The following is a 24,052-nucleotide window of genomic DNA, read 5'->3' as shown; positions in this document are numbered from 1 at the left end:
GATTTGCTCGATCAGCCGGAATGGTTCGACGCACCAACCGATCAGTTTTGCAGCGTTCTCAGTCCCACCGCCACCACCCCGGCGGAGGCCGGGGTCCAGTTGGGGGACATTGCTAACTGAAGCCGGCGCTACGTTACTGCGACCTTTCCAACTGGGCCCCGGCCTCCGCCGGGGTGGCGGCGTTGGGGAAGGTGGAACGCTTCTTTCGACCGCAGCTAAAGTGACCGCGGCGAAGTATAGTTATTACGATCGGATCGGCTGCAGCCCGCCCTTCCTTGTTCTCCCGCGAAGGCGGGAGCCCAGACTGGACTCCCGCCTTCGCGGGAGAACATGCTCTCTTAGGGACCGGGCCTCCAGGAACGCCAGCTCAGCGCGCCGCCAACCGCTCCAACGCCCGCTCGCGCCCGATCAAGGGCAGCAACGCCGCCATGTCCGGCCCATGATCACGCCCCGTCAGCGCGCGCCGCAACGGCAGGAACAACGCCTTGCCCTTACGCCCAGTCTCCGCCTTCAACCGCGCCGTCAGCGCGTGCCAAGGATCGCTCGACCAGTCGATCTCCCCAGCCGCCGCCAACGCCTGATCGAGATACGCCGCATCGACGTCGCCCTCGATCGCAACCGGCCCCTCGATCACCCCCCACCAATCCGTCGCGTCGGCTAGCGTCACCAGGTTCGGCCGCACCGCCTCCCAAGCCGCCACATCCATGCCCTCGGGCAACCGCGCGGCCACCGCCTCATACGGCAGCGCATGCAAAATCCGCGCATTCAACGCCGCCAGTTCCGCCTCGTCGAATCGCGCCGGCGCGCGCCCGAACCGCGCAAAGTCGAACCCCGCGATCAGCGGCGCGGCGTCGGCGATCGGCTCGACCGGGTCGCTCGTCCCGATCCGCGCGAGCAGCGCGCGCACCGCCTGCGGCTCGATCCCGACCTCGCGGAAATGATCGACGCCGAGCGACCCGAGCCGCTTCGACAGCTTGCCCTCCGCACCGGTCAGCAACGCCTCGTGCGCAAACCGCGGCGGCGCGACGCCGAGCGCGGCGAACATCTGCAACTGGAGCGCGGTATTCGACACATGATCCTCGCCGCGCACCACATGAGTCACGCCCATCTCGGCATCGTCGATCGCCGACGGCAGCATATACAGCCACGACCCGTCCGCGCGCCGGATGACCGGATCGCTCATCGTCTTCGCCTCGAAATGCGCCACGCCGCGGATCAGGTCGTCCCACGCGATCGCCGAGTCGTGATCGAGCTTGAACCGCCAGTGCGGCTGCACGCCGTCCGCCTCGAGCTTCGCCCGCGCATCGTCGTCCAACGCCAGCGCCGCGCGGTCATAGATCGGCGGCAACCCGCGCCCCGCCTGGATCTTACGCTTGAGGTCGAGCTCCTGCGTCGTCTCGTACGCGGGATACACGTGGCCGCTCGCGACCAGTGCGGCGAACCGCGCCTCGTACAGCGCGAACCGTGCCGACTGCCGCTCCTCCGCGTCGGGCGTCATCCCGAGCCAGTCCAGATCGGCACGGATCGCGTCGACAAAGCGCTCTTCGCTGCGTTCGGGATCGGTGTCGTCGATCCTGAGCACGAACTTGCCGCCCTGCGCGCGCGCGAACATCCAATTGTGGAGCGCGGTGCGGATATTGCCGACATGCAGCCGGCCGGTGGGCGAGGGGGCGAAACGGGTGATCACGGTCATCCCGCCGCTGTACGGAGCGGCGCGGCGACGGGCAAACCCTTCCACGACACGATTCGTGCGCCTAAGGGGTGCGCGTGATCGAGCGGGGAAGACTTTCATGAAACTGATGACCGGCAATTCGAACCTGCCACTCGCGCAGGAGATCTCCGCTTATCTCGAGATCCCGCTGACCGACGTGAGCGTGCGCCGCTTCGCCGACGAGGAGGTCTTCGTCGAGATCAACGAGAACGTCCGCGGTGAGGACGTGTTCGTGATCCAGTCGACCGGCTATCCCGCCAACGACAACCTCATGGAATTGCTGATCATGATCGACGCGCTGAAGCGTGCGTCGGCGCGGCGCATCACCGCGGTGATCCCGTACATGGGGTACGCAAGGCAGGACCGGAAGCCAGGCCCGCGCACGCCGATTTCGGCCAAGCTGGTCGCGAACCTGATCACCGTTGCCGGTGCGAACCGCGTGCTGTCGGTCGATCTGCATGCCGGCCAGATCCAGGGCTTCTTCGATATCCCGACTGACAACCTCTACGCGGCGCCAGTGATGTCCGCGGATATCCTTGCACGGTTCAAGGGCAAGAACTTGATGGTCGTGTCGCCGGACGTCGGCGGCGTGGTGCGCGCGCGCGTGCTCGCCAAGCGACTCGACAACGCCCCGCTCGCGATCGTCGACAAGCGCCGCGAGCGCGCTGGCGAGTCGGAGGTGATGAACATCATCGGTGAAGTCGAGGGACGCTTCTGCATCCTGATCGACGACATCGTCGATTCGGCGGGCACGCTCTGCAACGCGGCCGCTGCGCTGAAGGAAGCGGGGGCAGAGGATGTCGTGGCCTATGTCACGCACGGTGTTCTCTCGGGTGGCGCTGTGGCCCGTGTCGAAGGATCGGAACTGCGCGAGCTGGTGATCACCGACTCGATCGGGAATCACGAGGTGATCAAGGGCGCACACGGCAAGATCCGCCACCTCCAGATCGCGCCGCTGCTCGGCGAGGCGATCAAGCGGATTGCGGACGAGACGAGCGTATCGAGCTTGTTTGACTGACGGACGCAGGCGCGGCCAGCCCGCGCCGATGCTCGCATAGCGGGCAGCGTCCGACTCGGCCGGCGGTTCGGTAATGCCGAACCGACCGACGGCGGCTTTGCCGACGTGGTGCTACCGTTCGCAGTAAAACATGTTGAAGCGGTTTACGGTCGGCAAAGCCGCCGTCGGATGGGTTCGCCTTGGCGATCCACCGGCCGAGCCTGCGATTGCGCACCGCTACGCGTGCGCACCGGCGTTGCCGCGTCTATCGCTGGCTTAGCGCCACGATATGCTCGAACACCGCCGGGTGCAGCGGCTTGGCAAACGCGCAGCCATATTTGAACTTGTCACGCCACGCGACCACTGCTTCGAGCGCCGCCAACCCCGGCAGCGTCAGCCACACCACCGTCCCGGGCCACAAGGTGAAGCTCGTCTCCGCGCGAAACCCCGAGAGCGACAAATCCGTCACCTCGATCTCGAATCGCGTCTGACCCCGATCGCGCAGATGCGCGCGCATCTTGACGGCCTTGCGTAGCGCCTGACGGAGCTCCTCGCCGGTCGGTTCGGCGGGGGGGATGGGGACGGGCTGTGTCATGTCCGGAACACTGCTCCCCAAGTGGTTACCATTCTCCAAACGCCTTACGATTCGGCGGCTTGGGATTTGGCGGAGCGCGGCTGGACCGGGGCACGGATACCGGCACGCGAGCGTCGCTTGAGTTCGGCCTTCAGATCCTCCGGCCTTGGCGCGACGAGGAAGCCGAAGCTCACATTGCCCTCCTTGGTCTCGACGACATGATGCAAGCGGTGCGCCTGGACGATCCGCTTCATGTACTTCGACTTGGGCAGATACCGGGTCGGGATCCGCTGGTGCACGATCACGTCGTGGAACCCGAAATAGATCGCGCCATAGGCGGCGATTCCCGCACCGATCCAGGCGAACCCAGGCCACCAGCCGAGTTGCACGCCGCCCAGCAACAACACGAACGACGGCACCGCGAAGATCGCCGCATACAGGTCGTTCAGTTCCCAATTACCGTGACGCGCGCGGTGGTGACTCTCGTGCAGGAACCAGCCGAAGCCGTGCATGATCCAGCGGTGCGCGGCATAGGCGAACGCTTCCATGCCGATCACGGTACCGAGGAACAGGAGGATGCCGAGCCAGTTCGCCATGTACGTCATATAGGGGCGGTAAAGCGCCACGGCAAAAGGCGAATTGTCCTAGTGGAAACCGAGTTAATTCCGCGCGCAAACCGCCTTGCTGCAAACGAGACGCAACTGCAAATGCCTTAAGGGTGGATTTGCCGCGCGCCCTGTGCTTTACGCCGAACCAATTCCCGAGTTTCCTAAAAATTGCGTGGAGCCTTCCCGATGAACATCCATGAATACCAGGCCAAGGAACTGCTGGCCAAGTTCGGCGTCCCCGTGCCTGCCGGTTTCGCGGCACTGACCGTCGAGGAGGCTGTCGAAGCCTCGAAGAAGCTTCCCGGACCGCTCTATGTCGTCAAGGCGCAGATCCACGCCGGCGGCCGCGGCAAGGGCAAGTTCGTCGAGCTCGGCCCCGACGCCAAGGGCGGCGTCCGCCTCGCCAAGACCGAGGACGAGGTTCGCGCGGCAGCGACCGACATGCTCGGCAACACGCTCGTCACCATTCAAACGGGTGACGCGGGCAAGCAGGTCAATCGCCTGTACGTCACCGACGGCGTCGACATCGACAAGGAATTCTACCTCGCGCTGACGCTCAACCGCACCACCGGCCGGGTGATGATGGTCGTCTCGACCGAAGGCGGCATGGATATCGAGGCGGTCGCCCACGACACGCCTGAGAAGATCCAGTCGATCGACATCGACCAGGCGACCGGCTTCATGCCGCATCACGGCCGTGCCGTCGCTGCCGCGCTGAAGCTCACCGGCGATCTCGCCAAGCAGGCTGCGAACACCGCGTCGAAGCTGTATGACGCGTTCATGGGCACCGATGCCGAGCAGATCGAGATCAACCCGCTCGCGGTCACCAATGACGGCAAGCTGATGGTGCTCGACGCGAAGGTCGCGTTCGACGGCAACGCGCTGTTCCGCCACAAGGACCTGCTCGAACTGCGCGACGAAACCGAGGAAGATCCCGCCGAGCTCGAAGCGTCGAAGTACGACCTCGCCTACATCAAGCTCGACGGCGACATCGGCTGCATGGTCAACGGCGCCGGCCTGGCGATGGCGACGATGGACATCATCAAGCTGAACGGCATGTTCCCGGCCAATTTCCTCGACGTCGGCGGCGGCGCCAACAAGGAGAAGGTGACCGCGGCGTTCAAGATCATCCTCGCGGATCCGAACGTGAAGGGCATCCTCGTCAACATCTTCGGTGGCATCATGAAGTGCGACATCATCGCCGACGGCATCGTCGCCGCGGCGAAGGAAGTGAACCTCTCGGTGCCGCTCGTCGTCCGCCTCGAGGGCACGAATGTCGAGAAGGGCAAGGAGATCCTCGCGAACTCCGGTCTGGCGATCGTGCCTGCGAACGACCTCGGCGATGCCGCGAAGAAGATCGTCGCAGAGGTGCAGAAGGTCGCGGCATAATCGCGACTGACCACGCATACTGATTCTGCGAAAAACGGGGCTCGGGCGGAAACGTCCGGGCCCTTTTTCGTTGGGTTGGATGCCAGCTTCACGATCCTGCCCCGCCAGGGGGAGGTGGCACCGAAGGTGACGGAGGGGGAGGGCACGGAACCGAGGTTTTCCTGTCCTCCCCCTCCGTCTGGCAAGCGCCAGCCACCTCCCCCTGTCGGGGGAGAATTCGCTGAAATTACGGCTGGTCCGGCCGCCATCTCGTCGTGACGCTACGGCACAGCGATGATTCCGTACCGCACTTGCGAAAACGGCTCGAAACGGCCATCTGTCCGGCCAACGCCGTAAGGCGAAAAGACGATATCGACCTTGGAAGGAACCCCGATGAAGGTGCTGGTGCCGGTCAAGCGCGTGCTTGACTACAACGTGAAGCCCCGCGTGAAGGCGGACGGAACGGGCGTCGATCTGGCGAACGTCAAGATGAGCATGAACCCGTTCGACGAGATCGCGGTCGAGGAAGCGATTCGTCTCAAGGACAAGGGCGTGACCGAGATCGTCGTCGTCTCGATCGGCGAGCAGAAATCGCAGGAAACGCTGCGCACCGCGCTCGCGATGGGTGCAGACCGCGCGATCCTCGTCGTCAGCGAGACCAAGGTCGAGCCATTGGGCGTCGCCAAGATCCTCGCCAAGATCGTCGAGGAGGAAAAGCCCGACCTCGTGATCCTCGGCAAGCAGGCGATCGACGACGACAACAACCAGACCGGGCAGATGCTCGCCGGCCTCCTGAACTGGGGCCAGGGCACGTTCGCATCGAAGGTCGAGATCGTCGACGGTTCGGTCAACGTGACCCGCGAAGTCGATGGCGGCGCGGAGACGGACACGCTCAAGCTGCCCGCGATCATCACCACCGATCTCCGCCTCAACGAGCCGCGTTACGCGTCGCTGCCGAACATCATGAAGGCGAAGTCGAAGCCGATGGCGCAGAAGACCCCCGCCGATTTCGGCGTCGACGTGACGCCGCGCCTGACCACGCTGAAGGTGGTTGAGCCCGCCAAGCGCTCGGCCGGGATCAAGGTCGCCGATGTCGACGCGCTGGTCGGCAAGCTCAAGGAAATGGGCGTCGCCAAGTAATCATCCGTTCGCCCTGAGCGAAGTCGAAGGGTATGCCCCAAGCAAGGGGACTTCGACTTCGCTCAGCCCGAACGGAATTTTGGAAAAGGTTTTGTCATGAAGACATTGGTTTGGGTCGAACATGACGGTCAGGCCGTCAAGGATGCCACGCTTTCTGCCGTAACCGCGGCAAGCCAGCTCGGCGAAGTTCATCTGCTGGTCGTCGGCCAAGGCGTCGACGGCGTCGCTGCCGAAGCCGCGAAGATTGCTGGTGTCGGCAAGGTACATGTCGCGGACGACGCTGCGTTCGCGCATGCGCTCGCCGAGAACGTCGCACCGCTGATCGTCGAACTGATGGCCAGCCACGACGCGTTCGTCGCGCCGTCGACCACGCACGGCAAGAACATCGCCCCGCGCGTGGCAGCGTTGCTCGACGTGATGCAGATCAGCGACATCCTGTCGGTCGAGAGCGAAGACACGTTCACGCGCCCGATCTACGCCGGCAACGCGATCGCGACTGTCCAGTCGATCGACGCGAAGAAGGTCATCACGGTGCGCGGCACGGCGTTCGCCAAGGCCGCGACCGAAGGTGGTTCGGGCGAGATCGAGGCGGTAGCCTCGACCGGCGACAAGGGGCTGTCGACCTTCGCCGGCTCGGAGATCGCCAAGAACGAGCGTCCCGAGCTGACCAGCGCGAAGATCATCGTCTCGGGCGGCCGCGCGCTTGCCTCGAGCGACCAGTTCCACGCGATGATCGATCCGCTGGCGGACAAGCTCGGTGCCGGCGTCGGTGCCTCGCGCGCCGCGGTCGACGCTGGCTACGCCCCGAACGACTATCAGGTCGGCCAGACCGGCAAGATCGTCGCGCCGGAAGTGTATGTCGCGGTCGGCATCTCGGGTGCGATCCAGCATCTCGCGGGGATGAAGGACTCGAAGGTCATCATCGCGATCAACAAGGACGAGGACGCGCCGATTTTCCAGGTCGCGGACATCGGCCTGGTCGGCGATCTGTTCAAGATCGTGCCGGAATTGACGGCGAAGCTGTAGGCCTGAGCGAGGCGTGCAGCAGCACGCCGCTGCGAACCAGCGAAGCGCAGGTTCGCACGCGAAAGGCCGGCCGGCGGCGCTCCAGCGCCGACCGACGACGCGGGATTTACTCCCGCGTCGCGCGCCAAGAACGGGCGGTGTGACGTAGGTCGCACCGCCCGTTCTAGTGTCTGCCGAACGTACAGGTCTGCCGACGCCGAACCGATTTTGTTTCCAAACCCAGGTCTATTTCACACAAAGTGACCACCTCCCCGGCGAAGGCCGGGGCCCAATTGGGAAACGGAGGTAACGACGGACGGTCCTTCGTTAGATCGACCTTTCCACTTGGACCCCGGCCTGCGCCGGGGAGGTGCATCTGTCGAAGCCGGATACGTACCAAATACGTCCGGAGTACCGAGATCGTTCGTGCGCCCTCAAGCGCAGTTGCCGCACAATGCCCGCCTCCCCAACTACCCAGTATGTACGGCGTCCACTCGAACGCGCGCGACCGCCTGATATCCGCGGCCAGCGCCTCACTACTCTGCGCCGTCATTGGCTACGCGCTGATCTTCGGCCTCGGCGTCAGCATCCCCACGGCTATTCCCGACGCGCTGAAGACCTTCGCCGTCGGCCCTACACCGCCGCCCCCGCCGCCCGAAAAGATCGTTCCCCGCCCCGCGAAAAGCCACCGTCCCGAAGGCGCGTCATCCCCTGCGAACCTCCGCTCGAAGGCGACCGAACTCGTCGTCCCGAAGCCGATCGTCCCCCCGATCGTTCCACCGCCCCCGGTTATCGCCACACTGAGACCAGGCCCCGGCAACGACGCCACGACAGGCACCGCGCCCGTTCCCGGACCAGGGACCGGCGCAGGCGGCGAAGGGAACGGCACCGGTAGCGGGCGCTCCGGAAATGGCGACGGCGATGGTGGCGACGAGACGCCGCCCCGCCTGCTGAAAGGCCGCTTCAAGAACAAGGACTTTCCCAATGCCGAGGCGGTGATCGGCTCGGGCGGGATCGTCGGCGTACGCTACACGGTCGAGACCGACGGCAGCGTCACGCACTGCCTGGTCACGCACTCCAGCGGCAACGCGGTGCTCGACGCGACCACCTGCCGCCTGATCGAACTGCGCTTCCGCTACCGCCCCTGGCTCGACGCCGCCGGCCGCCCGGTGCGCTCGACCGTCGTCCATAACCAGGAATGGGTGAACCAGCTCGATCCGCCGTCACGCGGTAACTGAAGCCGATCGCCCCAGCCGGCCGCCACTGAGCACCCGCGCGATTGACGGCGAGAGCGCCATCAGCACCTGCCCCAGAGCGATCGTGACGCCGAGCACCAGCAACGGCTGGACCAGCAGATATGCCGGATACAGCCCCGCCCCCAGCGCGCCGGTCGCCAGCCCGATCATCGGCCCGAACAGCCACAGCAGCACCAGGTGATCGCAGAATGCGAGGAACCCGTAGCGCTCGATCCCGCGCAACCGATCCGCAAGTTTGCTTCCCGCCAGCGCCCAGGCGAGCCGCCAGAACAGCACCGCCGACGCCAATCGAAACACGATGTCGAATGCCGCCATCAGATGCGGATGTGCATCGAAGAACGCGTTCCCGAGCAGCGCGGTCCACAGCCGCGGCGCGATCAGTAGGACGAATGGCAGCGCGCATAGGGCGACAGGCCACCCCGCCACCCGCTCCGCCACGCCAGATCGCCGCGCGGCGATCCCAGCGGTAAAGAAGAGCAGGATCTGTGGCCGCAGCAACAACGGGACGTGCACCCCGGACACGCTCCACACCACCGCGATCAGCGCGACCGCCGCCAGCCACGCAGTCGACGCGCGTACCAGCAGCGGCGCGAACATCATGCAGAGGAACAGGTCGCGCAGGAACGGCATCTGCACGTTGACGTCGTTCGCATGGACGAGCGGCACCAGTTCGTTCAGCGTCCAGCCGATGCTCGTCGGCGTTGGTGCCTTCAGGTCGCCGAACGTCGCCGCCGCCCCCACCAGCAGGATCGCAATCGCGTTCCACAGCAGCATCGGCAGCAGGATCGTTCGCGCCTTGCCGAGCAGGAATGCGCCGTAGCGCTGGCGCGTCGCGGTCGAGACGACCAGCCAGCCGGAGATCATCCCGAGCAGCGGCACCGCGCTACGTCCGAACACTTCACCGAGCACCGTTCGCAGCACCGCCTGCCAACTGAACGCCACCGCCGCCAATTCCTCGGCAGTACGTCCGGTCCAGGCGTGGACGTAGACGATCCCCATGATCCCGATCAGCCGCGCGATCGCGATCGCGGTGGACAAGCGCGTGTCGCTGGTCCGGGCACTGCTTCCGACGGGTGCTTCGGTCGATCTGGTCTTCAAGTCCGCCACTTCGCGCTGGTTCGGCGCGGCGTACCCGGCTTGTCGCGCGCGATCACCTCCTTCAGGATGAAACGGCCGTCACGGGGGACCAAGAGATGATCGCCGCCTTCCTGCTCATCGCCGCGCAGTCGAGCCCGGCCGCCGTGCCGGACCCGCAGATCGCGCGGCGCGTCGCGCGCGTGCTGGAGCGTAGCCCGGTGATCGACGGGCATAACGATCTCGCCTGGGAGATCCGCGAGCTGCACGACGCGAAGGTCGAGGCGGTCGATCTCTCGGTCGACACCGCGCGGCTGCCAAACCCGCTGCAGACCGATATTCCCCGGCTGCGGAAGGGTCATGTCGGCGGGCAGTTCTGGTCGGTCTACATCCCCGCCGATGCGCCGCGCGCGGTAGAGATGACGCTGGAGGAGATCGATATCGTCCGCCGCTTCGTTGCCGCCAACCCGGCGGCGTTCGAACTGGCCACTACTGCCGCGGATATCCGACGGATCGAGAAGGCGGGGCGGATCGCCTCGCTGATCGGCGTCGAGGGCGGGCACCAGATCGACGGGCGGCTGTCGGTGCTGCGCCAGTATCGCGCGCTCGGCGTGGCCTATATGACGCTGACGCACGGCAAGAGCTTGAACTGGGCGGACAGCTCGACCGACGCAACACGTGCCAACGGGCTGAGCGATTTCGGGCGGCAGGTGGTCGCCGAGATGAACCGGATCGGGATGATCGTCGACGTGTCGCATGTGTCCGACGCGACGATGGCCGCGGCGCTGGCGGCGACCAAGGCGCCGGTGATCGCCTCGCACTCCAGCGCGCGAGCGATCACGGACGCTCCGCGGAATATCTCCGACGACCTGCTTCGCGCGATCGGCGCGAACGGCGGCGTGGTGATGGTGAACTTCTACCCGTCGTTCTTGTCGGGGGAGTGGCGCGCCTGGGACGTTGCGCGCTCAGCCTATGCGAAGTCGGTCGGCGTTCCGGCGAACGTCTATGGCGCCAAATCGCCTGCGCCGCTGGTGGCGTGGGACACGGCGCATCCGGAGCCGCAGGTCACCGCCGCGACGGTCGCCGATCATGTCGAGCACATCGCGAAGATTGCCGGTCACGATCATGTCGGGATCGGCGGCGATTTCGACGGGATCCAGGGGACGGGGCCGATCGGCCTGAAGGGCGTTGACGGCTATCCGCTGCTGTTCGCCGAACTGGCGCGGCGGGGGTGGAGCGATGGCGATATGGCGAAGCTGTCGGGCGGCAACGTCCTGCGCGTCATGGAGCGGGTCGAAGCGGTCGCGAAGAGCATGGCGGGTATGCCGCCGGTTGATGCAACGGACGTGGCGTCGCGGTAGAAGGGACGAGTGCTCGTTGCCCGAGTTTCGACCCACCCCGCCAAATCCCGTCACCCCAGCGAAAGCTGGGGTATCCCTTCGTATCAGATGACACGTGCCAAACGACGATATCCCAGCTTTCGCTGGGATGACGGTGGGAGGTGCGTCACGGATCCGGCATTCGCTGCGGTACCGGCGGCTCCACCACCAGCGGCGGCACCGTGCGCAGCACCAGCCCGATCACCAGCGCCGCCACGCCCAGCAGCAGGCAGAACGCGGTCACCCCGGGCCACCCGGCGTGCGTCCACGCGAACCCGCCGGCCGATCCCAGCACGCTCGACCCCATATAATAGAAGAACAGGTAGAACGCCGCCGCCTGCCCGCGTGAGCCTTGCGCCCGGCGGCCGACCCAGGCGCTCGCGATCGAATGCGCGCCAAAGAAGCCGATCGTCACGACCGCAATCCCGGCGATCACCAGCACCAGAGGAGTCATCGCGGTCAGCGCGACGCCGGCGATCAGCAGCACGACGGGTATCCAGAAGACCTTCCGCCGCCCGAGCTGTCCCGCCAGCGTCCCGAACTTCGCCGAACTGACGGACCCGAGAACATACAACAGGAATACTGCGCCGACTGCCGCCTGGCTGAGGCCGTAGGGCGGGCTCATCAGCCGGAAGCCTGCATAGTTATAGATCGTGACGAACACGCCCATCAGCAGGAACGCCTCAAGATACAGTAGCGGCATCGCGCGATCGGTGAACAGCGACCCGGCACTCCGAAGCAGTGCGCCCGGTCGTCCCACGCTCGGCGTGAAATTGCGCGAGAGCGGCGCGAGCCGGCGGAACGCCTCCGCCATCGCGAGGCCTGCGACGCCGACCGCGGCGAGCGCCCAGCGCCAGCCTTCGAGATCGGCGACGATGCTCACGACCAGTCGCCCCGCCATCCCGCCGAGTGCGCTGCCCGCGATATACAGCCCCATCGCTGCGCCGACCGAGCCCGAATCGACCTCCTCCGCGACATAGGCCATCGCTACCGCCGGCACGCCCGCGAGCGCGACGCCGGTCAGGAACCGCAGCACGAGCAACCCGCTCCACCCCGGCACGGCCGCCGCCGCCAAGGTCAGCGCGCCGGCCGCGAACATCGCCGCGATCATCAACGGGCGGCGGCCGACGCGGTCCGAGACGAATCCCGCGAACAGGATGCCGATCGCCAGCGGTCCGGTCGCGAGCGACACCGCCAGCGATGCGCCCTCCGCAGTCAACCCGAACTGCGCGGCGAACAGCGGCAGCAAAGGCTGCACCGAATAGAGCAGCGAGAAGGTCGAGAAGCCGGCAAACAGCATCGCGAGCGTCAGGCGACGATAGGCGGGCGTGCCGATCGCGATGGGAGTCGAAGCGGGGTCCATCAACCGACCGGACGCTTGAAGTAATGGAACGGCAACCACGACGATATGAGCCGCCACCCGTGCACTGCCATCGCGTCGGTATCCGGGCCGATCCCGACCATCCGGCGATACTCCCACGCGCGATCGGTCTGGACGAAGATCAGCCGGAACATGCCGGTGCCGACCAGTTCGCGGCCGTTTGCGCCTTCCTCCGCCATGATCGCCATCTCGTTGAACGCGTTGGCGCCTTGGCGGACGATATGGTCGGTGTCTTCGATCTCGTTGGCACGGCCCCCGCCGAAGCGCTGCTGCGCCGCCTGCTTGCTGATGCCGATCAGCGCACCGATCTCGGTCCAGCTCAGCCCGGCGCGGCGACTGGCGTCGATCCAGCGATGCAGCGCCAGCCGTGCCTCGTCGGCGACGACATGTGCGGCCTTGATCATCGGTGGATATTCATCGCGTGCCATGCCAGCGAACGGGGTGCGTTCCTCCTGCCACGCCAGCGCAAGGCTGGCGGCGCGCTGGCGAAGATCAGTTTCGTCGGATGGTGTCATGGCGCGCTCTCCGTCAAGATAATCTTGACGACGCAGCATTGGAGCACTGATCCACCATCGTCAATATGTTCTTGACGATGCATCGAGCCCTGCGAGAAACGCCGCCACGTTATGGCCTAGTGCGTCGACCGCGTATCCCCCTTCCATGACGATGACGGTCGGCCAGTTGCGTGCCGCGATATCGCGCGCGAGGACCGCGTAATCTGGCGTGGTCAACTTGAAGTGCGAGATCGGATCGCCCTCCCACGTGTCCGCGCCGAAGCTGACGACGAGCAGGCCGGGATCGAACGCGGCGATTGCGTCGAGCGCGGTGGTCTGCGCGGCCCGGAAGGCGTCGATCTGCGTGCCGTGGGGGAGGGGAAGGTTCAACGTAGTGCCCAGCCCTTCGTCATCTCCCGTTTCGTCGGCATGGCCCCAGTAGAAGGGGTAATCGGTCTTGGGATCCGCGTGGACCGACGCGTAGAACACGTCGCCACGGGTGTAGAAGATGTCCTGCGTGCCGTTGCCGTGGTGATAGTCGATGTCGAGAATCGCGACACGCGCGACACCGGTATCGCGCGCGGCCTGTGCGGCGATCGCGGCGGTGTTGAGGTGGCAGTATCCGCCGCAATAGTCTGCGCCGGCATGGTGACCGGGCGGGCGGCACAGCGCGAACGCGGCGCGGTCGCCGTCGAGTACGGCGTGCGTCGCGGCGAGCGCGGACTGTGCGCTGCCGTAGGATGCGGCCCAGGTCTCGGGCGTGATCGGCGTGGTGGCGTCGAAGCTGTGCGCACCGATCAGCGCGTCGATCCGGGTGAGGTCGAGCGCACGGCGACCACGGATCGGGAAGGTGTAGGGGATTGCGTCGCCCTCGCGTCCGGCTTCCCGCCAAAGCCGGGCCGCGTCCTTCAGGAAGGTGACATACGCCGCGGGGTGGACGGCCAGGATTGGCGCCTCGCCGCGATCCTTGGGCACTTCGATCGGACCGAGCGCGCGCAGGATCGCATCGACGCGCCTGGGCGTCTCCGCATAGGCCGTGAATGCACCGTTGTGCAGTTCCCACGCTGGTGCATGGGTCCGCTGGGCATCATCGAAGAACAGCCGCATTGTCGCTCCTTGCTGCGCGGTCACGAGGGAAGAACCAACCGATCGCCTCGCGGGTCCTACCGGGTTGCGCGCGTTCGGCAAATTCGAGCGCCTAGAACAGCGCCAGTTGCCGATCGTCGTCGCCACTGAGCAACCAGCGGCCGATCACGTCGTGGCGTGTCCGGCCGACATGGCTGTGGACCAGTACGAACGCGTCCGCGGTCCAGTCGATCGGCGCGATCGCTTGCGTGAAGGGCAGGCCATCGCGGTAGCCGAGCGTCATGTGCGGGCTGAACCGATAGCCTTCGCGAGCGCGCAAACCTGCAGCCTCGCGTGCTACTGCGATTCGCTGATGTAGTGCCGCGAGCGAGGCGTTCTTGTGGCGCGGACGTAGCGCGATGGATCGCTCGCTACCGACCGCTGTGTCGAACTGGAGCGCGAACGGCGCGGCTTCGACCGTATCGCCGATCGCCTTTAGGTCGCGTTCCAGCGCGGTCGAGACGCGGTCTTGGTCGTCGAGAATGTCGATCGTGACGTGCAGATGCTCGGGGCGCAGCTTCTGCTCGGGGCCGTCGAACCACGCTGCCGCCTCGGTGATCTGGCGTGCGAGCGGGAGTGGCGGGCGGATCGCGAAGAACAGGCGATGACGGGCGATTGGCTGGTGGAACATGCCGGATTCCGAATCGGGGGAGGAGAGCCTGTTGCTAATATGTTCTACGAAAATCGTCTAGGTAGCGCGCGAGATCGAACCACTCAAACACCACCCCGGCGAAGGCCGGGGCCCAATTGGAAAGGGCACAGTAACGAAGAGTGAAAGCCAGTTAGCAACGTCCCCCAATTGGGCCCGGGCCTCCGCCGGGGTGGTGCATCTTTGTTAGTTCGCCCTTCTACCGCGCCAACGCTTCCGCGATCAGCTTCCGCGAGTTCGCCACGCCGTAGAGCGCGATGAAGCTCCCCATCCGCGGACCCTGCTCGGAACCGAGCAGCGTCTCGTACAACGCCTTGAACCAGTCGCGCAGGTTGTCGAACCCGCCGGTCTTGCCGATCTCGTAGACGATGTTCTGGATGTCTTCCGCGCTCGCCTCAGCCGGCAACGCGGCGAGTTCCGCGTCGAGGCGCTCCAGCGCCGCGACCTCGACCCCCTCGGGCGCGCGACGCTTCAGCGTCGGCGCGACGAAATCGCGACTATAGGCCAGCGCATAGCCGATCAGCCGGTCGAGCTCGGGGTATTTGGCCGCCGACGCATCCCGCACATAATTGGCTAGATACCCCCAGACCTGCTCCTTGCTCGCATCGCCCATCACCCCGACGAGGTTGAGCAGCAGCCCGAACGTCACCGGCAGCTCGCCGGTCGGCAGCTTGCCATCATGGATGTGATGCACCGGATTGCCGAGCTTCTGCTTCAAGTCCTGGCCCGCATAATTGCCGCGGAACTGCCAATACTCGTCCACAGCGCGCGGGATCACGCCCATGTGCAACGACTTCGCCTTCTTCGGCTCGCGATACGCGTAGAACGCCAGTGATTCCTCGGGGCCATAGGTCAGCCATTGCTCGAGGCTCAGGCCATTGCCCTTCGACTTCGAAATCTTCTCGCCATTCTCGTCGAGGAACATCTCGTAGTTGAAGCCCTCGGGCGGACGGCCGCCGAGTACGCGCGCGATCTTCGACGACTGAGTCACCGAATCGATCAGGTCCTTGCCCGCCATCTCGTAATCGACGCCGAGCGCGACCCAGCGCATCGCCCAGTCGACCTTCCACTGGAGCTTGGCCTTGCCGCCGAGCACCGACTGCTCGATCCGCTGGCCCTCATCCTCGAACGCGATCAGGCCCGCGTCGGCGTCGATCACCTCGATCGGCACCTGGAGCACGATGCCGCTGGTCGGCGAGATCGGCAGCACCGGCGAATAGGTCGCGCGACGCTCGGCCCGCAGCGTCGGCAGCATCACGTCCTGGATACCCTGGAAGTGGCGAAGCACGCCCTTCAGCGCCTCGTCGAAACGCCCGCCGGTGTAATATTCTGTCGACGACGCGAACTCGTAGTCGAAGCCGTAGCGGTCGAGGAATTCGCGCAGGATCGCATTGTTATGCGCGGCAAAGCTCGAATGCGTACCGAACGGATCTGGGATCTGCGTCAGCGGCTTGCCGAGATGTTCACGCAGCATGTCGCCGTTGGGGACATTGTCCGGAACCTTGCGCAGCCCGTCCATGTCGTCCGAGAACGCGATCAGCCGCGTCGGCGTATCGCTCAACGCGTGGAAGGCGTTGCGCACCATCGTCGTGCGCAACACCTCGTTGAACGTGCCGATATGCGGCAGGCCCGACGGACCATAGCCCGTCTCGAACAGCACCGGATCGCCCGACTTGCCGTTCGGATAGCGCTTGAGGAGTTTGCGCGCCTCCTCGTACGGCCAGGCTTTGGACTCGAGGGCGGCGGTGCGGAGTTCGTCGGTCATGATGCATCGCGACTAGCGTGTGCACTCTGATCCGTCACCCCCACCGCCGCATACCTATCAGCGGCAACGATCCTTCGCGGTGATCGTGCGGTCGACCGCACGGCCGCCGAGCGCACCCGCCGCGCCGCCCGCCAGCGTACCGAGCAGCCCGCCGCCGACTGCATTGCCGAGCACCGCGCCGCCGACGCCGCCTGCGACCAGACCGGTCGTGCCGCTCGAATGGCGGCAACGATTGGCGCGGTAACGACGGTCATGCCCGCGATATTCGCGCTTCGAGCGCGCCTCGGCTTTGCCCGTGGGGATCACGGCAGCCGCCGGAATTGCGAGCGAGAGCGCGCTCAGCGCCATGAGAAACTTCCGCATAATGATCGTCCCTGTTGATGTAGATAAAGTTCGGTATCGATAAGTGCGCAACGCACGTGAACCGTGCCGGTTGCGTAACGGCCGATATGGGGGCCGATCTATGATCCTCCCCCGCAAGGGGGAGGTGGCTGGCCCTTGCCAGACGGAGGGGGAGGCAAGGGTTACATCTGTTCCGTGTCCTCCCCCCTCCGTCGCCTACGGCGCCACCTCCCCCTGGCGGGGAGGATTGCTTCGACATTCATCTCGGAAGCATTCGGGTCTCACAAAAGGTTGCCCTTTCGTTCTCATTGCAGCAAGGTCGCGCGGTGCTTCGCTATCCTGCCCTCCACGCCAGCCACGCCGGCATCTGGATTGCGAACGCGGACGGCGCGCGTCCGATCGGGCGGGGCGAGGCGATCCGCATCGCCGCCGATACGCCGGTCATCATGCTCAACGCGCCGCTGGTCGGGCAGCGACTCGGGTATCCAGATCTGTCGGGGCTCGATCTGCTCGAACTCTACGCGTTCCTTCGCCCTGCGCAGTTCGCGGTGCCGACACCGAAGGGGATTGCGCGGGTTACCGGGCTCGACGTGCCGACCGAGGATGCGGAGGTTGCTCCGTTTCTGCTGCGGGCGGCGGAGGCGATGCTGGCGCTTACCGATGGCGACTGGCCCGAGCGTGAGGGCGCGTGGACGGCGGCGCAATCGCTGTTCCGCCTGCGCTGGCCTTGGGCGCCGGTCGTTGCCGAGCGGCTGAAGAAGCCGGCGGTCAACGAACGCTGGCTGTTCTCGTCGCTCCCCGAATGGGAGGAGCATGCGCCGCGACCCGCCCCGCGTACCGTCACGATCGAGCCGGGTGATGCGGAGGCGCGGCTCGTCGACCTCACCGGCCACGGCGCCGAGGAACGCCCCGGCCAGCGCGCCTATGCAGGCGCCGCCACCGCCGCCTTCGCGCCGCGGGCGATGCGCGACACGCCGAACCTCGTCCTCGCCGAGGCGGGGACCGGGATCGGCAAGACGCTGGGGTATCTCGCGCCTGCGTCGCTATGGGCGGAGAAGGCGGGCGGGGCGGTGTGGATCTCGACCTATACCAAGACGCTGCAACGCCAATTGGGGCAGGAGACCGCGCGGCTCTATCCCGACGCCGCGATCCGGAAAGCCAAGGTCGTCACGCGGAAGGGCCGCGAGAATTATCTCTGCCTGCTCAATCTGGAGGATGCGCTGCAAGGCGGCTTCGCAGGGCGGGCGGCGATCCTTGCGCACCTCGTCGCGCGCTGGGCCGCGTATAGCGCGGACGGCGACATGGTCGGCGGTGACCTGCCCGGCTGGCTGCCGACGCTGTTTCGCCGCAACGGCTCGACCGCGCTGACCGACCGGCGCGGCGAGTGCGTCTATGCCGGCTGCCCGCATTACCGGAAATGCTTCATCGAGCGCGCCGCCCGCGCCTCGTCCGACGCCGACATCGTCATCGCCAATCACGCGCTGGTTATGGTCAACGCCGCACGGGGCCGCGAACTCGCGACGCGGCCGACGCGGTACGTGTTCGACGAGGGGCATCATATCTTCGACGCCGCCGATTCGATGTTCGCGACCGCGTTGACTGGTGCCGAGACGATCGAATTGCGCCGCTGGATACTCGGCCCCGAATCGAGCGGTCGCGGGCGGCGGCGGGGGCTCGCCGCACGCCTTTCCGATCTCGCCAGCTATGACGAACAGGGGGCAAGGGCGATCTCGGACGCGGTGACCGCAGCGGGGGCGCTGGCGTCCGACGGCTGGCTGCAACGCCTCGGCGAGGGTGCGCCGTTCGGGCCGATCGAGACGCTGCTCGCCGCCGTCCGGGGGCTGACCTACGCGCGGGCCGAACAACCGGGCGACGCGGGGTACGGTTTGGAGACCGAACTCGCTGAACCCGACGCCACGCTGATCGAGGCCGCCGCGCCCGCCGCCGCCGCCCTCGACGCACTCGTCCGCCCGCTCGTCACGCTCGGCCGCCGCCTCGAAGCGGTGCTCGCCGAAGCGCCGGACTGGATGGACGCGCCGGCCCGAGCGCGGGTCGAAGGCGCGATCGCCTCGATCGGCTGGCGCGCGGAGACGGTGGCGTCGTGGCTGTCGCTGCTCGCGCGCGTCGGCGGGCCGGTCGACGGCGATTTCGTCGACTGGCTCGCGGTCGACCGGATCGAGGGCCGCGAGTTCGATATCGGGCTGCATCGCCACTGGCTCGACCCGACGCGGCCGTTCGCCGAGATCGTGCTCAAACCTGCCCACGGCGCGCTCGTCACCTCCGCGACGCTAACCGGCGGCGGCGATTGGGAAGTTGCCGAAGCCCGCGCCGGTGCGCCGCATTTGTTGCGCCCGGCCGCCCGGTTCGAGGCGAAGAGCCCGTTCGATTATACCCGCCAAGCCGAAGTGCTGATCGTCACCGACGTGAAGCGCGGCGACATCGGTGCGCTCGCCAACGCCTATGCGCAGGTGATCGTCGCCAGTTGTGGCGGCACGCTCGGGCTGTTCACGGCGATCCGGCGTCTGCGCGGCGTGCATGGGCGCATCGCCGATCGACTCGCGCGCGAGGGCCTGCCGCTCCACGCGCAGCACGTCGATCCGATCGACACCGGCACGTTGGTCGACATTTTCCGCGACGATCCCGGCGCGTCGTTGCTCGGCACCGATGCGCTGCGCGACGGCGTCGACGTACCGGGCGAATCGCTGCGGCTGGTAGTTATGGAGGGCGTGCCTTGGGCTAAACCATCTGTTCTGCACGCCGCTCGCAGGCTGGCCGGTGGTGGTTCGGCATATGACGACCGGCTCGTCCGCGCGCGTCTGGCGCAGGCGTTCGGCCGGCTTATCCGGCGCGCGGATGACTCCGGCGTGTTCGTGATGCTGTCCGCTGCAATGCCTTCGCGGTTGCTCAGCGCGTTCCCGCCGGGCGTCCCGATTGCCCGCGTCACGCTCGAAGAAGCGGTGGCCCGAGTCGCAAGCCGGCTTTCCTCACGGGTCCCGGTAGGGCATGAAAGCCGCGAACCGGCTTGAGGATTGCCATGAAGACGTTGACGCTGTTGCGCCACGCCAAGTCCGGCTGGGACGATCCGGTCGCGCGCGATTTCGACCGCCCGCTCAACGCCAAGGGCAAGCGTGCCGCGGCAATGGTGGGCAGGCACATGCGGTCGCTGGGATTGGCGTTCGATCATGCGATCGCGTCGCCGGCGGTTCGGGTTTCGGAGACCTTGGAGCAGATCGAATCGGGCTATGGTCGGACGATCGCGCCGAACTTGGATCGGCGTGTGTATCTGGCTTCGGCGGCTACGTTGCTGGATGTGGTGCATGGGTTCCCTGCCGAGGCTGAGAGCGCGTTGCTGGTCGGGCACAATCCCGGGTTGGAGGATCTTGTCCTGATGCTAGTTGCGGACGGGGCCGATCCGCTGCGCGACGCGGTCGAGGACAAGTATCCGACGGCGAGCATTGCCGAGCTTCAGTTCGAGGGGGAATGGGGGGATGTCGCGGCCGGTACGGCTCGCCTGACCCGCTTCATCCGCCCACGCGATCTCGACCCGACTTTAGGCCCCGACGCTGACTAAAGCATTGTTTCCCCGCGAAGGCGGGGACCCAGACTGGGCTCCCGCCTTCGCGGGAGAACAAGGGGGTGGGAGTGCGCCGCCAGACGCGTACCATTTAAGTAGGCCCCACCCCGGCGAAGGCCGGGGCCCAGTTGGGGGACGTCGCTAACGAAGGGCAACGCTTCGTTACGCCCTCCTTTCCAACTGGGCCCCAGCCTTCGCCGGGGTGGGGCGGGTGTATGGATTCGCTAATCCTTGCCGCGTACTACACAGCAGACCGCTCAGCTCTTCCCCGCCATCCTAGCCTTCAAATCCGAGAACGCATTCGCCGGCCGGAACTCGGCCTCGCTGATCACCCCAGCCGCTGCCAGCGCCGCCGCCGCATTAGGCCCCCTTGGAAACGGGTCGATCGCCAGCGCCAGCGTATCCGCCGCCGCTTCGCCAAGATCGATCGTGCCGCCCTCGATCGCGACCGTGTCGAGCGCATCGTCCGACAGTTCGACCTCGTCGCCCTCCGAAACCAGTTGGTCGACGAACAGCAGCGCGACGGGTTCGTCGATCTGCGTGTCGAGCGGTTCGTCGGTCACCGAGCACGCCTGCACCGCAGCCCCGGTCACGCGGCCCTTTACGACGATGCCGCTGTCGGTTCGCTTGATCCCCAATCGCGCGTCGAGTCGCATGATCGACAGCAGGTCGAACCGCTTCGCCAGTGCCGCGCGCTCGTCCTCGGTCGCGGCGATCTCGACGATCCGCTCGCGCTCGCCGATCGTGTCAAGGCGTTCGGGGCGGCTGAACTCGGGCTTCACGGCAATTCTCCAGATAACAAATTTGGTAGTGGCGTCGCAGCTAGCCCCGCATGAAAGGTCATCACCGACTCGCGGACATGCGCCAGCGCGGCATCGTCCGGTGCTGCGCCCCGGTACAGGTTCCGCACCAGAGCCGGCGCGATATCGCCTGCTGCAAGCCCATCCCGATAAGCACCAAGACGGCCGCCAAGCATGCTCATCATCTTGCCGATATGCTTGCCGACGATGATGTCGCCGATCCCGATCTCACGGAGCTGCCCGTCCATGTCGTCGACGAACCGTTCCGCCAGCCGCGCTGCGGGTTCGCCGCCGGCGGGCTCCGTCTCGAGCCGCAGCATGACGATCGCCAGCAACGTCGCGATCATGTCGAAGCGGCCGTCGACGGTGTCCGGCACCGCGCCCTCCCGATACCAATGTTCCGCGCGGGCCCGGCCGACTACGGCGTTATACAGCGGCAGCGCCTCGTCGGGCTTCTCGCCGAGCAGTCTTCCCAACCAGCTCAAAATCTATCGTCCTCAACACGAAGCCGCGCTTCGGCTTGTTTGCCCGCGCATCCTCGCATATCGAGGCGATCGGCGGCCGATGCAATCGCGTGGGACCCGTCACGTGTTTTCGCGTGCCCCGGTTGGGAGTTTATATGAGCGTGTTTTCCGCCCGTACGGGTCTCGCCGCAGCACTTGCGGTCGCCGCATTGGCCAGTGGGGGCTGCACCCAGTTGCGCTCGCACCAGGGCTATGTCGTCGATACCGACCTCGTGAACTCGGTCCAGCCGGGCGTCGACAACCGCCAGTCGGTGCTCGCGACGCTTGGCAAGCCGACGCTTGCCGGACAGTTCGACCAGGGCGACTGGTATTATCTCGCGCGCGACAGCCGCAACCTCGCGTTCCGTAACCCGCGCCCGAACGCGCAGATCACGCTGCAGATCAGCTTCGACGCGAAGGGCACCGTCACCGCGATCCGTCGCGGCGGTCTGGAGCAGGTCGCCTCGATCAGCCCATATGGCAAGAAGACGCCGACGCTCGGCCGCCAGCGCGGGTTCTTCCAGGATCTGTTCGGCAACATCGGCACGGTCGGCGCGGCGGGGGCCGGCGGCAGCGGCGGTGGCAGCAACACCGGCGGCGGCGGTCGCGATCGGCCTTAAGCTACGGGTATGACGTCTGCAGCCTGACCTGCGAGGGTTAGGCCGCACCGCGCTACACCGCGGTGCGGCCGGGCCGGGCATTGGTCGGCACCGATCCCGAAAGGGGGGAAAGGGATCAAGGACGTAATGTTCGCCGGGCAGGAAGGTTCAGCCCGTGCAGCAAGACGCGAGAGATATTTCCTAAACATCCGATTCCGACCCGAATGAATCCGAAACGGACATAACGTGGCGTACCTCCATGCAGCGGGGGTGCACGTGACCGAGTCGTTGTGGATGATCGACGTTTTCGCGCGCGAAACCATGTTGTTCGCGGGCGTCGGGCTGTTGTTGGGCGGGCTCGACGATCTGCTCATCGACGTGATCTTCATCGTGCTGCGGGTTCGGTACGGACGCCGCCCACGCCTGACGCTCGCGACATTGCCACCTCCCTCTCGACCCGGTCGGATAGCCGTGTTCGTCGCCGCCTGGGACGAGGTCGCGGTCATCGGCGGAATGCTGGCGACCGCGCTGGCACGCTACGATCACGACGACTACCGGATCTATGTCGGCGTCTATCCCAACGATCGCGGCACGATCGATGCCGTCGCGGAGGTTGCGCAACGGGATGCGCGGGTCCGAATGGTGATCGGCCCGCGTGACGGACCGACGACCAAGGCCGATTGTCTCAACACCTTGTGGCGGGCTCTGCGCCGTGACGACGCGCGGGAGACGCTGCAGACCAAGGCGATCGTGCTCCACGATGCCGAGGACGTTGTGCATGCGCAGGAGTTGCGCGTCTTCGACAGCCTGATCGACCGATACGAGGTGGTGCAGCTGCCGGTGCTGCCGCTGGTCAATCGCGGCGCAAGGCTCGTGTCGGGTCATTATGCCGACGAGTTCGCCGAGTCGCATGCAAAACAGATCATCGTCCGGACCGCGCTCGGCGCGGGAATGCCGCTCGCCGGTACCGGATGTGCGATCGCGCCCGACGTGCTGGCGATGATCGCCCAGGCGCGCGGCGGAGACCCGTTTGATGCCTCCAGCCTGACCGAGGATTACGAGCTTGGCCTGCGCCTCGCCGAACTCGGCGCGCGGGGCATCTTTGCGCGGGTCGCCGCGGACGATGCGGGCACCGTCGTCGCGGTCCGTGCCTATTTCCCCGGTACGATGAGGGAGTCCATTCGCCAGAAGACCCGGTGGATGACGGGTATCGCTCTCGCCGGCTGGGATCGCACCGGCTGGGGGCGGCCGCGCGCGTTTGCCGATCACTGGATGCGGATGCGCGACCGGCGCGCACCACTGGCGGTCGTGATCCTCGCGGTCGCCTATATCGCCATTCCGGCGTGGGGCGGATCGCTGCTGCTCCACTGGGTCTTCGGCGAAACATCCCCCTATGCGAACCCTGTCTATCCGGCGGCATCTCGGTCGGTCGCGTTCTGGCTGCTGGTCGCCAACGCGGCGCTGCTCGCGTGGCGACTCGCGATCCGCATGCTTTTCACCGGCCGCAGTTACGGGGTGCGCGAAGCGATGTGGTCGCTTCCACGGTTTCTGGTCGGCAATCTCGTCTCGCTGGTCGCCGCGCCGCGCGCCGTGATCCTATACATCGGCATGCTGCGCGGTGCCGCGCCGGTGTGGGACAAGACACGCCACGATTTTCCGGACATGCCGTGCGCTCAGTCGACGGTTTCTCCATGAGAGCCCCCGAGAC

General features: G+C 66.3%; 22 protein-coding genes. 10 read left to right on the top strand and 12 right to left on the bottom strand.

The annotated features are described in order from the left end of the window. Positions 1–367: 367 nt before the first annotated feature. A complete protein-coding gene (gltX, locus tag IFT67_RS11250) occupies positions 368–1,693 on the bottom strand; it encodes a glutamate--tRNA ligase (protein WP_192238376.1) in 1,326 nt (441 codons plus the stop codon). 97 nt (positions 1,694–1,790) lie between these two features. Between gltX and IFT67_RS11245 the strand changes: the two genes are divergently transcribed. After that, positions 1,791–2,729, top strand: coding sequence for a ribose-phosphate pyrophosphokinase (locus tag IFT67_RS11245; RefSeq protein ID WP_055874773.1), 939 nt, complete (start codon positions 1,791–1,793; stop codon positions 2,727–2,729). A 244-nt stretch (positions 2,730–2,973) separates the two neighbouring features. On the opposite strand, the gene IFT67_RS11240 is transcribed toward IFT67_RS11245, so the two are convergent. Together IFT67_RS11240 and IFT67_RS11235 are read right to left on the bottom strand one after the other, a co-directional pair. Then, positions 2,974–3,303 (bottom strand): PilZ domain-containing protein, encoded by a 330-nt coding sequence (locus IFT67_RS11240; protein WP_056064110.1) that lies wholly within the window; start codon positions 3,301–3,303, stop codon positions 2,974–2,976. Between the two features lie 44 nt (positions 3,304–3,347). Further along, positions 3,348–3,878: a sterol desaturase family protein gene (locus IFT67_RS11235; RefSeq protein WP_192238375.1), complete on the bottom strand. Its 531-nt coding sequence runs from the start codon at positions 3,876–3,878 to the stop codon at positions 3,348–3,350. Between the two features lie 198 nt (positions 3,879–4,076). Here IFT67_RS11235 and sucC point away from each other — a divergent pair, with 198 nt between their 5' ends. The 4 genes from sucC (at position 4,077) to IFT67_RS11215 (ending at position 8,641) form a co-directional block, all read left to right on the top strand. Next, a complete protein-coding gene (sucC, locus tag IFT67_RS11230) occupies positions 4,077–5,279 on the top strand; it encodes an ADP-forming succinate--CoA ligase subunit beta (RefSeq protein ID WP_056053980.1) in 1,203 nt (400 codons plus the stop codon). A gap of 372 nt (positions 5,280–5,651) precedes the next feature. Then, the gene (locus IFT67_RS11225; protein WP_192238374.1) at positions 5,652–6,398 is read left to right on the top strand and encodes an electron transfer flavoprotein subunit beta/FixA family protein; all 747 of its coding nucleotides are present in this window, start codon (positions 5,652–5,654) and stop codon (positions 6,396–6,398) included. 96 nt (positions 6,399–6,494) lie between these two features. Further along, on the top strand, positions 6,495–7,424 hold the full coding sequence (locus IFT67_RS11220) for an electron transfer flavoprotein subunit alpha/FixB family protein (protein ID WP_192238373.1): 930 nt from the start codon (positions 6,495–6,497) through the stop codon (positions 7,422–7,424). A 458-nt stretch (positions 7,425–7,882) separates the two neighbouring features. Beyond that, complete coding sequence (locus tag IFT67_RS11215; protein ID WP_192238372.1) at positions 7,883–8,641, top strand: energy transducer TonB; 759 nt, start codon at positions 7,883–7,885, stop codon at positions 8,639–8,641. Here the strand turns inward: IFT67_RS11215 and IFT67_RS11210 are convergent. After that, positions 8,627–9,757, bottom strand: coding sequence for an acyltransferase family protein (locus IFT67_RS11210; RefSeq protein WP_244647329.1), 1,131 nt, complete (start codon positions 9,755–9,757; stop codon positions 8,627–8,629). The genes IFT67_RS11215 and IFT67_RS11210 overlap by 15 nt on opposite strands. A 95-nt stretch (positions 9,758–9,852) precedes the next feature. On the opposite strand from IFT67_RS11210, the gene IFT67_RS11205 reads away from it, so the two are divergent. After that, the gene (locus IFT67_RS11205; protein ID WP_192238371.1) at positions 9,853–11,094 is read left to right on the top strand and encodes a dipeptidase; all 1,242 of its coding nucleotides are present in this window, start codon (positions 9,853–9,855) and stop codon (positions 11,092–11,094) included. Between the two features lie 145 nt (positions 11,095–11,239). On the opposite strand, the gene IFT67_RS11200 is transcribed toward IFT67_RS11205, so the two are convergent. The 6 genes from IFT67_RS11200 to IFT67_RS11175 form a co-directional block, all read right to left on the bottom strand. Next, the gene (locus IFT67_RS11200; protein WP_192238370.1) at positions 11,240–12,475 is read right to left on the bottom strand and encodes an MFS transporter; all 1,236 of its coding nucleotides are present in this window, start codon (positions 12,473–12,475) and stop codon (positions 11,240–11,242) included. Then, positions 12,475–13,008: a hypothetical protein gene (locus tag IFT67_RS11195; RefSeq protein ID WP_192238369.1), complete on the bottom strand. Its 534-nt coding sequence runs from the start codon at positions 13,006–13,008 to the stop codon at positions 12,475–12,477. Before IFT67_RS11195 ends, IFT67_RS11200 begins: the two co-directional genes overlap by 1 nt. Before the next feature lie 60 nt (positions 13,009–13,068). Further along, positions 13,069–14,094 (bottom strand): histone deacetylase family protein, encoded by a 1,026-nt coding sequence (locus IFT67_RS11190; protein WP_192238368.1) that lies wholly within the window; start codon positions 14,092–14,094, stop codon positions 13,069–13,071. A 91-nt stretch (positions 14,095–14,185) separates the two neighbouring features. Continuing rightward, the gene (locus IFT67_RS11185; RefSeq protein ID WP_192238367.1) at positions 14,186–14,743 is read right to left on the bottom strand and encodes a 2'-5' RNA ligase family protein; all 558 of its coding nucleotides are present in this window, start codon (positions 14,741–14,743) and stop codon (positions 14,186–14,188) included. A 217-nt stretch (positions 14,744–14,960) separates the two neighbouring features. Then, positions 14,961–16,526: a lysine--tRNA ligase gene (locus IFT67_RS11180; protein ID WP_192238366.1), complete on the bottom strand. Its 1,566-nt coding sequence runs from the start codon at positions 16,524–16,526 to the stop codon at positions 14,961–14,963. A 57-nt stretch (positions 16,527–16,583) separates the two neighbouring features. After that, positions 16,584–16,889, bottom strand: coding sequence for a hypothetical protein (locus IFT67_RS11175; RefSeq protein ID WP_192238365.1), 306 nt, complete (start codon positions 16,887–16,889; stop codon positions 16,584–16,586). 305 nt (positions 16,890–17,194) lie between these two features. Here IFT67_RS11175 and IFT67_RS11170 point away from each other — a divergent pair, with 305 nt between their 5' ends. Together IFT67_RS11170 and IFT67_RS11165 are read left to right on the top strand one after the other, a co-directional pair. Further along, entirely contained in the window at positions 17,195–19,894 is a 2,700-nt protein-coding gene (locus tag IFT67_RS11170) for a helicase C-terminal domain-containing protein (protein WP_192238364.1), read from the top strand. Positions 19,895–19,902: 8 nt separating this feature from the next. Then, positions 19,903–20,439 carry a SixA phosphatase family protein gene (locus tag IFT67_RS11165; protein ID WP_192238363.1) on the top strand — a complete coding sequence of 179 codons (537 nt, stop codon included), beginning with the start codon at positions 19,903–19,905 and terminating at the stop codon, positions 20,437–20,439. A 260-nt stretch (positions 20,440–20,699) separates the two neighbouring features. Here the strand turns inward: IFT67_RS11165 and IFT67_RS11160 are convergent, their stop codons facing one another. Together IFT67_RS11160 and IFT67_RS11155 are read right to left on the bottom strand one after the other, a co-directional pair. Next, positions 20,700–21,224 (bottom strand): YceD family protein, encoded by a 525-nt coding sequence (locus IFT67_RS11160; protein ID WP_192238362.1) that lies wholly within the window; start codon positions 21,222–21,224, stop codon positions 20,700–20,702. Then, a complete protein-coding gene (locus IFT67_RS11155; RefSeq protein WP_244647328.1) occupies positions 21,221–21,727 on the bottom strand; it encodes a ubiquinol-cytochrome C chaperone family protein in 507 nt (168 codons plus the stop codon). Before IFT67_RS11155 ends, IFT67_RS11160 begins: the two co-directional genes overlap by 4 nt. A gap of 134 nt (positions 21,728–21,861) precedes the next feature. Here IFT67_RS11155 and IFT67_RS11150 point away from each other — a divergent pair, with 134 nt between their 5' ends. Together IFT67_RS11150 and IFT67_RS11145 are read left to right on the top strand one after the other, a co-directional pair. Continuing rightward, entirely contained in the window at positions 21,862–22,365 is a 504-nt protein-coding gene (locus IFT67_RS11150) for an outer membrane protein assembly factor BamE (protein WP_107963376.1), read from the top strand. Positions 22,366–22,638: 273 nt separating this feature from the next. Next, positions 22,639–24,039 carry a glycosyl transferase family protein gene (locus IFT67_RS11145; protein WP_192238361.1) on the top strand — a complete coding sequence of 467 codons (1,401 nt, stop codon included), beginning with the start codon at positions 22,639–22,641 and terminating at the stop codon, positions 24,037–24,039. The last annotated feature ends 13 nt before the right edge of the window (positions 24,040–24,052 follow it).

Source organism: Sphingomonas sp. CFBP 13728, from assembly GCF_014841895.1.
In the GTDB taxonomy this organism is placed as follows: domain Bacteria; phylum Pseudomonadota; class Alphaproteobacteria; order Sphingomonadales; family Sphingomonadaceae; genus Sphingomonas.
Note: the sequence above shows the minus strand (reverse complement) of the source record. Positions and strands in the feature narration are given on the sequence as shown.